Source organism: Anaerolineae bacterium, from assembly GCA_014360855.1.
Lineage (GTDB): Bacteria > Chloroflexota > Anaerolineae > JACIWP01 > JACIWP01 > JACIWP01.
On sequence record JACIWP010000200.1, the window covers coordinates 1 to 3,576 of the forward strand.

Consider the following 3,576-nt stretch of genomic DNA (forward strand, 5'->3'; position numbering starts at 1 on the left):
TCTTGACCAGGAATTCCAGCATGTGCCGGCGTAATATGTCATCGGCGCCTGGGTACAGGTCCACGAGGGTGTCCAGGATGGACTTGAGCAGGGCGGGGAATTGGGCGGGTGGGGTATGGAACAGCAGTTTGCCGGTGGCGCGAAGGATATCGCCGGCGGCGATGCGCTGATAGACGCCGTCCGCCGGCAGATGCAGTTCCCGTTCCCGCTCCGCCGCGATGCGGGAGCGCAAATCGGTCTCAACAGCTTCAGTGGTGATCATGGTTTCCCCCTGGTGCGAAATAGTGCGTGGTGGATGCCGGCGTATGTGCCGGTGCCGGCGGGCTTCACAGCCCCAACCACTCCAACGTGCGCTGTTCCCCGCGCAAGAGGTGTTCCTCCATCAGCGCCGCGGCCCCGTCCGGATCGTGTGCTTCCAGCCGTTCCAGGATGGCCAAGTGTTCGGCCACGGTGACGGTTTCGACATATTCCGCCAGCCGGTTCATGAAGCCCCAGCGGCGGATGAGCCAGGCCTGATCCCGCAGGCTGGCCAACATGGACTGCAGTCGGGTGTTGCCGCTTTGTTCGGCGATGATCTCGTGGAAGCGGCAGTCCATCTCCACCAGGAATTTGGCATCGCGCTCGCGCAGCCGGCGCACCCCTTCCTCGCACAGCGCCCGCAGTTCCTGCAGGGCCTGCGGGGAGATTCGCTCCGCCGCCTGGCGGGCCGCCAGGACCTCCAGCGCGCGCCGGATGGCGAAAATCTCCTCGACGTCACGCCGGGTATAGCGGGTGACGGTGTAGCTGTTGCCGTCATAGGTGACGAGTCCCTGGCTGACCAGCTCGCGGAGGGCCTCCCGCACCGGGGTGCGGCTGACGCCCATTTCTTCGGCCAGCACGTCCACCACCAACCGGGTGCCGGGCGGAAGGTCGAGCGAGAGGATGCGTCTTTTGATGGCCTCGCCGGCCTGCTGGCTGAGGCTCTGGCGGATGATGCGTGTCGGGGCCTCCCGCAGCAGCATCAGTTCGAGCGGGGGCGGTTCTTCTCGGAGTTCCCCCTCATCCCATTCGTCCACGCCTATCTTCTCCTTTTGCATACGAAATACCGTATTCGCTCACGGCGAAATTTTACCCGGTTTTGGCCGGCTGTCAAGTGCCGTCGGAAGGGAATGAACGGCCTCCCGGGAGCCGGCTCACGGGAGGCCCATTTTCGGTTGGCTTGGGGAAAATGGCTGGTGAGGAGGGGCCGCCGGCCCTGTCACAACAGCTCGCGGATGCGGCGGTTGAAGCGGTCAATATGCTCGCGCATCACCGCTTCCGCCTCGTCCGCATCATGATTCGCGACGGCCTCGATCAGGCGCACATGGGTATCCACGGCCAGGTCCGCCGGCGTCAGCCGGCTCTGCACCAAGTTCCACAGGCGCAGTGCCAGGTTGTAATGGCGCGTCACATCCCGCACCAGCAGCTCGTTACCCGATGCGGTTGCCAGCAGGCGGTGAAAGGCTCGGTCCACACGGAACACGGTGGGAATGTCCAGGTTGTCGGTGTGTCCCATCTCCGCCGAGCAGAGCTGTAACTGCGAGAGGCGCGATGGGGTGATGCGCATGGCCGCCAAACGGGCGGAGAGGGGTTCCAATGCCATGCGCATTTCATAAATCTGATGCAGGTGATTCAGGCCGATCTCGGAGACGAAGATGCCGCGGCGCGGCACGATGACCACCAGGTTTTCCGCTTCGAGGAGCTTCAGCGCCTCACGAATGGGGGTCCGTCCCAAGCCCAGCTCCTCCATGAGCTGGGCCTCGCTGATGACCGAGCCAGGGGGCAGTTGTAAAGAGATAATCCGCTCTCGTATCTTATCCCGTGCGATGCTGTAATCCGTTGGACACATATATCCTCACTCTCGAGTCTCTATCATATTGGCACGCGCCGATCAATATACCGGCGCGAAACGTGTGATGTTTCACGAACCTTATTATATACAATACGCCGGGGGTTTGACAAATCCGGCGTGCCGGGGCAGTGGGATATAACAAGCCGGCGCGAGGGCGGTCTTGCCTGGCCATCCCGCGCCGGCGCAGTCCCCACGCGTGGGGGCGTCCGTCAATCCTCCCGCACGTCCACGATCTCAATGCCCTCGAGCTGTTGGATCTCCTGCACGAGCGCGTCCTTGTCCACGTGGCGCACCTTGACCAACAGCCACCATTTGTCAGGGTCGTCCGTGGGGTAGGTGCCCAGCGCGCCGATGTAGCCGTCCAGCTTGGCGATGGCATTCGTCACGCGCGCCAACTCCCCCTCGCAGTCCGGGATGCGCAGGGTCATGCGGATGCCCGGTTCCCGGGCCCCCAACAGTTCCACCATCATGCGCATCAGATCAATGTCGGTGATGATGCCCACCAGGCGGTTGCCGCGCATGACCGGCAGGCAGCCGATCTTCTTTTCCAGCATGATGCGGGCGGCTTTCTCAATGGGCGTGTCTTCCGTGGTGGTAATGACATCGCGCACCATGGCCTGTTCGACTTTGATCTTGTTCAGCTCGTAGTTCAGCTCCCAGATGCTGAGGGTGGTCAGCTTGGAGGGCATGACCTCCTGCAGGCTGGTGCGGGTGACAAGTCCCACCAGCTCGCCCTTGGTGTTGACCACGGGCAGGTGGCGGATGTTATTCTCCTTCATTACCCGTTGGGCTTCGTAGACCGGTCGGTCAGGGGTAATCGTCACTGGATGGGCCGTCATTTCGATTCGGACAAACATGGCGCAACCTCCTTAATAAATTGGGAGATCAGGTCTGGCCTTTGGTACTGCTCGCCGGCTGAAGCCGTGCTTGTGCGTTGGCGTGCAGGCTGGGCAGGTACAGGGAGACTACGCCGGCAATGACCAATATCGCACCGACAATTTGCAGCCATTCCAAGCGTTCGCCCAGGAAGATGTAGGCATACACCGCCCCAAACACCACCTCGGAGATGGCGACGATGGCGGCGATGCTGGCCGGCAGGTAGCGCAGGCCGAGCGTGTAAATGCTGAAGGAAACGATGGTGGGCAGTGCGATGAGCGCAATGAACCACCAGCGTGCCGGCGTCATCAGCGGCCACGGCCCCGGTGCCAGGAACTGCAGTGGGAACAACACCAGCATACCAAAACCAAAACCGTATGTCAAGATCGTCCAGGTGGAGTACTTGCCGGCGACCTTCTTGCCGAACAGGCTGAAACTGCCGTAGGTGATGGCGCTTCCCAGCCCGATCAATGCCCCCAACCAGGTAACTGATGCCTGCCCCAATATATCCACTCGCGCCACCAGCACACAGCCGACAAAGGTGACGATGATGGCGATGATTTTCACGGCATCTATGGATTCGCGCCACAGGAGCCAGGCCATGACGGTGACGAAGGCCGGCGCGGCCTCCTGCAGGACCGTGGCGACTGCCACCCCATTGGTCCACACGCTCAGGTTCCAGAGCACATGGAACGTCCCGATGCTGAACGCGCCCAGGCCGATCAGCGCCGGCAGGTCGCGCCGCTCTACCCGGAGCATTGCCGGCTTTAGGATAGCCAGCCCGATGGAGCCGGAAGAAAATCTCCTGCGGCCAACCCGCTATGCGGAGG

At 62.2% G+C, this 3,576-nt stretch carries 5 protein-coding genes and 1 pseudogene (1 of these 6 only partly in view); all 6 read right to left on the bottom strand.

All coding sequences use genetic code 11. The features are described from left to right. A partial coding sequence (locus H5T60_10750) for a hypothetical protein (protein ID MBC7242910.1) occupies positions 1-262 on the bottom strand: 262 nt, incomplete at its 3' end. A gap of 64 nt (positions 263-326) precedes the next feature. Then, positions 327-1,055, bottom strand: a complete 729-nt coding sequence (locus H5T60_10755) for a GntR family transcriptional regulator (protein ID MBC7242911.1) — start codon at positions 1,053-1,055, stop codon at positions 327-329. A 182-nt stretch (positions 1,056-1,237) separates the two neighbouring features. Next, positions 1,238-1,867, bottom strand: a complete 630-nt coding sequence (locus tag H5T60_10760) for a GntR family transcriptional regulator (GenBank protein MBC7242912.1) — start codon at positions 1,865-1,867, stop codon at positions 1,238-1,240. Between the two features lie 212 nt (positions 1,868-2,079). Beyond that, entirely contained in the window at positions 2,080-2,727 is a 648-nt protein-coding gene (locus H5T60_10765; GenBank protein ID MBC7242913.1) for a CBS domain-containing protein, read from the bottom strand. A 28-nt stretch (positions 2,728-2,755) separates the two neighbouring features. Further along, on the bottom strand, positions 2,756-3,505 hold the full coding sequence (locus H5T60_10770; protein MBC7242914.1) for an EamA family transporter: 750 nt from the start codon (positions 3,503-3,505) through the stop codon (positions 2,756-2,758). A 60-nt stretch (positions 3,506-3,565) separates the two neighbouring features. Continuing rightward, positions 3,566-3,576, bottom strand: a pseudogene (locus tag H5T60_10775) (hypothetical protein); it runs 220 nt beyond the window's last position.

What these genes read in the sequence shown, in the direction of transcription:
- H5T60_10770 (MBC7242914.1), bottom strand. Translation starts at nt 3,505, where the DNA reads ATGCTCCGGGTAGAGCGGCGCGACCTGCCGGCGCTGATCGGCCTGGGC.
- H5T60_10765 (MBC7242913.1), bottom strand. Translation starts at nt 2,727, where the DNA reads ATGTTTGTCCGAATCGAAATGACGGCCCATCCAGTGACGATTACCCCT.
- H5T60_10760 (MBC7242912.1), bottom strand. Translation starts at nt 1,867, where the DNA reads ATGTGTCCAACGGATTACAGCATCGCACGGGATAAGATACGAGAGCGG.